Annotated in this window: 7 protein-coding genes; all 7 read left to right on the top strand. The window is 43.6% G+C overall.

The features are described from left to right. On the top strand, window positions 1-390 hold a 390-nt coding region (locus AC29Z1_RS13645; protein WP_488272003.1), incomplete at its 5' end, for an ADP-dependent NAD(P)H-hydrate dehydratase. A gap of 96 nt (window positions 391-486) precedes the next feature. Further along, on the top strand, window positions 487-762 hold the full coding sequence (locus AC29Z1_RS13640; RefSeq protein WP_488272002.1) for a CopG family ribbon-helix-helix protein: 276 nt from the start codon (window positions 487-489) through the stop codon (window positions 760-762). 2 nt (window positions 763-764) lie between these two features. Further along, on the top strand, window positions 765-1115 hold the full coding sequence (locus AC29Z1_RS13635) for a type II toxin-antitoxin system PemK/MazF family toxin (RefSeq protein WP_488272001.1): 351 nt from the start codon (window positions 765-767) through the stop codon (window positions 1113-1115). 134 nt (window positions 1116-1249) lie between these two features. Beyond that, window positions 1250-2158 carry a ComEC/Rec2 family competence protein gene (locus tag AC29Z1_RS13630; RefSeq protein ID WP_488272000.1) on the top strand — a complete coding sequence of 303 codons (909 nt, stop codon included), beginning with the start codon at window positions 1250-1252 and terminating at the stop codon, window positions 2156-2158. Between the two features lie 12 nt (window positions 2159-2170). Then, window positions 2171-2398, top strand: a complete 228-nt coding sequence (locus AC29Z1_RS13625) for a DUF3006 domain-containing protein (RefSeq protein WP_488271999.1) — start codon at window positions 2171-2173, stop codon at window positions 2396-2398. A gap of 123 nt (window positions 2399-2521) precedes the next feature. Then, window positions 2522-4078 (top strand): N-acetylmuramoyl-L-alanine amidase family protein, encoded by a 1557-nt coding sequence (locus tag AC29Z1_RS13620; RefSeq protein WP_488271998.1) that lies wholly within the window; start codon window positions 2522-2524, stop codon window positions 4076-4078. 13 nt (window positions 4079-4091) lie between these two features. After that, a complete protein-coding gene (locus tag AC29Z1_RS13615) occupies window positions 4092-4673 on the top strand; it encodes a GerMN domain-containing protein (protein WP_488271997.1) in 582 nt (193 codons plus the stop codon). Window positions 4674-4811 lie beyond the last annotated feature (138 nt).

The following is a 4811-nucleotide window of genomic DNA, read 5'->3' as shown; positions in this document are numbered from 1 at the left end:
CATCCGGGTGAGATGGCACGGTTAACTAATCTTACTGTAGAGGCTGTTAATGCTGACCGAGTGGGGGTTGCCCGGCAGGCAGCCAGTGAATGGGGCTGTATTGTCGTATTAAAAGGTGCCCGGACAGTGGTTGCTTTTCCTGACGGAGAAGTATATATTAATACTACGGGCAATGCCGGTATGGCTACCGGCGGCACAGGTGATGTACTTACCGGGGTTATTGCCGGTCTGATTGCTCAAGGGATGTCCAGTCATGATGCAGCAGTAGCAGGTGTTTATGTACATGGATTGGCTGGCGATATTGCTGCGCAGGGAGGAATGGTTGGCATGACGGCCATGGATGTTCTAAAAGCTGTTCCCGCTGCGCTATATGGTATAACTAGCTGTTAAACTAGGTAAAGTATATAAAAAAGTTGACATTGGTATATAAAAAAATATATAATTGTAGTATCTTTTAATAGGCTCCATACTGGTGGGGGTGATAGTGTGGCAGAATTGCGGCGGATAATGATTAGTATTCCAAATACATTGCTACAGGAAGTAGATGGCATAATCGCTATGGACAAATTGAGCAGAAGTCAATTTGTCAGAGAAGCCATGCGGCTTTATATTGAAGAGCGTAAACGCAAAGCAGTACGTGATATGATGAAAAAAGGGTATCAGGAAATGGCGGTTATTAATTTGGCATTAGCCGAAGAAGGATTGTTGGCTGATGCGGATACCCTCGAAATGGTGCCAGGCTTACTGGCGGAGCGTGAATAACTATGATTGTTAAGCGAGGGGACATATATTACGCTAATTTAAGTCCTGTAGTGGGTTCTGAGCAAGGCGGACACCGTCCGGTGCTAGTCATTCAAAATGACGTCGGTAACAAATATAGTCCGACTGTTATTGTCGCAGCCATTACTTCACAAATTTCTAAGGCAAAACTGCCTACTCACGTGGAAGTAAGCGCTAAACAATATAACCTTGAGAAAGACTCAGTTGTTCTGCTAGAACAATTGCGTACTATTGATAAACGGCGTCTGCGGGATAAAGTAACCCATTTGAGCGAAGAGATTATGAGTAAGGTGGATGAAGCCATTCGGATAAGTCTTGGCTTGGTTCAGATTTAGAGTAGTGAGCGGATAGGCGGGAGACTGCCTATTTTTGTTTATTGGCTGATAATAGTCTATTTTGTGTAACTTTTTGGCATCTGGTTGTTTTTAATCAATTGATTTGATGATACATATGGTTTGGGGAGAAAAATATGAAGCGAATTTGCCAATGGTCATGGCTGGTTATCCTTGTGACTGTATTGTCGCTGGTTTTTGCTGCAGGCTGTGGTTTAGCAGGAAAAGCTGTTCAGCCGGAAACTAACATGAAGGCGGCGGCTGGCGTCTCGGCGCCGCTTACGGTTAAGGTCCTTGATGTAGGGCAGGGAGATGCGATTCTTATTCGTACCAAGGAGCAAGTGACGCTTATTGATAGTGGTGATGTTCCGGCCAGGGACAAACTTGTCAGTATGCTAAAAAACGAGGGTATTGATACTATTGATAAGTTGATTATTACTCACCCGCATGCCGATCATATTGGTGGTGTAGCCGCTTTGTTTGACAATTTTACCATCAAACAGATTTATGATAGCGGTCAGAAAACGACAACCAATTTATATAAACAATATCTAATCCAGATTCAAAAGAAAAAAATTCCTTTTACTGTAGTTACAGCCGGCACGACAATGGCTTTAGGTAATGATGTTATTCTCAAGGTGTTAGCACCGGAAACACCATTTTTAAAAGGTACTAATTCAGATTTGAACAATAATTCCATTGTTGCCAAACTCATTTATCGCGATTTTTCAATGATGCTAACTGGTGATGCCGAAAAAGAATCTGAAGAACGAATGCTTGCCAACAACGCATCTGGTCTTAAAAGCACGATACTAAAGAGCGGTCATCATGGCAGCAGTACTTCTTCTTCGACACCTTTTTTACGGGCTATAAGTCCAGAGGTGGCAGTAATTTCGGTAGGTCTTAACAATGAATACCATCATCCGCATCCATCCACATTAAAGAAATATAATAAACAGAAAATAAAAGTATATCGTACTGATATGGACGGTACAGTGACTATTACTACTGATGGCAAAACCTATGATATTACCAAGGAGAGATAAACAGTCATGGAGATGAAAGCGGTAATTGACCGATTTGAAGGAAATAAGGCTGTGCTCTTAGTAGGGGAACAGGAAAATCTTGTGGTTTGGCCCAGGGAATGTTTGCCTGCATCTAAGGAAGGAGACATCTTGGTAATACAAATTACTGTCGATACGGCCGCTACTGAGCGCGCCAAAGCGGAAATTGACGATTTGTTTGCAGAAATTATGCGGCAGAACAACAATCCTGACAATAAGTAGCAGAATACTTTGCAAGATAATGGCATATAGTTGTTTTTTGCAACCTTTATACATAGCCGTGCAGGAATTTTGACAAGAAACGCGAATTTATAGAGGACACTTCGCAGTTTGGAGGTGCCTTTATTGCGAAAAATAGGGTTTCTATTAGTGCTGGCTATGTTGATGCTGTCATGGATAAGCGCCCAGGCTGCAACCGTTTCTGAATCTTCAGTCAGGCCGGTTATTGATTTGCCAACAACTATTTCTGAGCATACTAGTGGAGAGCCAGGTACCGGTCGTTTGTCGGAGCTGAATCAGGTTCGCTGGGCTAATCATATGGATGCTACGACTGGTATAACTACTATGAGATTAGTGTTGGATGTATCCAGGCCAGTAGTAGCTAGTAGTACCATTGTTGATGGGTCTATACCCAAGCTTGTGGTAAAAATTAAAGACACATTACCGGGAAACGCGGTAAAAGACCTTACCTTTGACGGTAAAATTGCCAAACGAGTTACTTTTGATACTAGCGGTCAGGATACCCAAGTGGTTATTGAATTGCCGCAGATGCTCAAAAGTACGGATTACAAAGTAAGTACATTACCCAGTGATGCTGAGGCTCAACGACCGTTTAGGGTTGTTGTGGATATCAAGCAGCCAACGCCGCAAACTGCTTCGACGGTTTCTGCGGGGAAAAAGAACACAGCGAAAAGCAAGACTGGTACTACTGAAATAAGCCAAGTCAGATGGGCCAATCATAAAGACGCTGTGACGGGAGCCACGAGTCTGAGGCTAGTCATGGATATGTCGGCTCCGGTGAAGTTTAGTAGTAAAGTTGTGTCGACTCCTACGCCCAAGCTTGTGGTGACTATCAAAGGAACAACACCGGGAAAAGCAGTGAAAGATCTTACACTTGATGGGAAAATTGCTGATAAAATTGCTTTCAATCCTAACGGACAGGATACAGAGGTTGTTATTGATTTACCCCATTTGCTTACCGATGATGATTACAAAGTCACAACGTTACCCAGAGATGCTAAAGCTAAGCGGCCATTTCGGGTAATTGTTGATATTAAGCAAGTAGAACCGTTGCCGGACTTTTCGTTTACTCCCGGATTGAAGAATAAACTCATTGTTATTGATCCAGGGCATGGCGGCAGTGATCCTGGTGCTATTGGGCCAAGCCGATATTATGAAAAGACAGTGACGCTTGCTGTTGCTAAGAATGTCAAACAATTGCTTGAACAGGCGGGCGCTAAGGTGGTATTGACCCGTCAGGATGACCGGGATGTGTATGGGCCTGGTGCAACCGATGTTGACGAACTAAAAGCCCGCACGACAGTGGCGAATAACCTAAAGGCCGATGTATTTGTTAGTATTCATGCTAATTCCTTTACTGATCGTACGGTAGGAGGCACGTCTACATACTATTATCAGAAGACTATGTATGATGCTATGCTGGCGCGTGCGCTGCAGGCAGCGCTGCTTGAGGCTGGTGGGCTTCAGGACAGACGGGCCAATGCTGCTAATTTTTATGTAATAAAACGGACGCGTATGCCAGCAGCGCTTGTGGAGTTAGCCTTTATTTCTAATCCACAGGAAGAAAAACTTCTAAGCTCACCCGAGTTTCAGCAAAAAATGGCTCAGGGAATAGTGCGTGGTCTGGAACAGTTTTTTAATCAGGCCGCTAAGCTAAACTAAAGAGGTGGGTATGATGAAAAATAAAGTTACAGTATTACTTGCCACGCTATTGCTGACAGTAACCTTCTTGCTTACTGGTTGTGATGGCGGCACAGAGCCTGTTCCAGGGAAAAGCGGTATTACTACACCACCTAAAATGGCTGAGCAACCGCAGCAGGCGGGTGTTACTCCTGATGCAGAACGCACCATGCAGCTTACTGTGTATCATGCTACTAAAGATGCCATGCATCTTGTACCAGAGGTACATAAGGTGCCTGTTAACAGCCATCCTGCCAGGACTGCGGTCGAACTGCTGATTGCAGGAACCAAGAACCCTGAGTTTGTTGGTGTTATGCCACCGGGGGTTAAGCTGAAGAGTGTAAATATCAAAGATCATATTGCCTATGTTGATTTTGATGATGCATTGATTAAGAACCATATTGGCGGATCGACAGGCGAAATTTTGCTGGTGGGAGCCATTGTAAATACGCTTACTGAGTTTCCGGATATTCACAAAGTACAAATTTTGGTTGAAGGAAAAAAAGTTGAAACAATCGCAGGTCATCTTGATGTTAGCGAACCGCTTAGTCGATCAGAAAAGATTATTAAGAAATGATTGAGCCGACGCATAATCATGAGTTTATAACCGACAGGCAGCAGTTCTTCCATGAAGGACTGCTGTTTTACTTTTGAAATCTTTTGGCTCTATAATAAATGTTGGGGTAACCAGTTCTACAACTGGAACTGCCTCAAC

Source organism: Sporomusa sp. (genome assembly GCF_057736855.1).
This window is presented reverse-complemented; position numbering and strand designations above follow the sequence as displayed.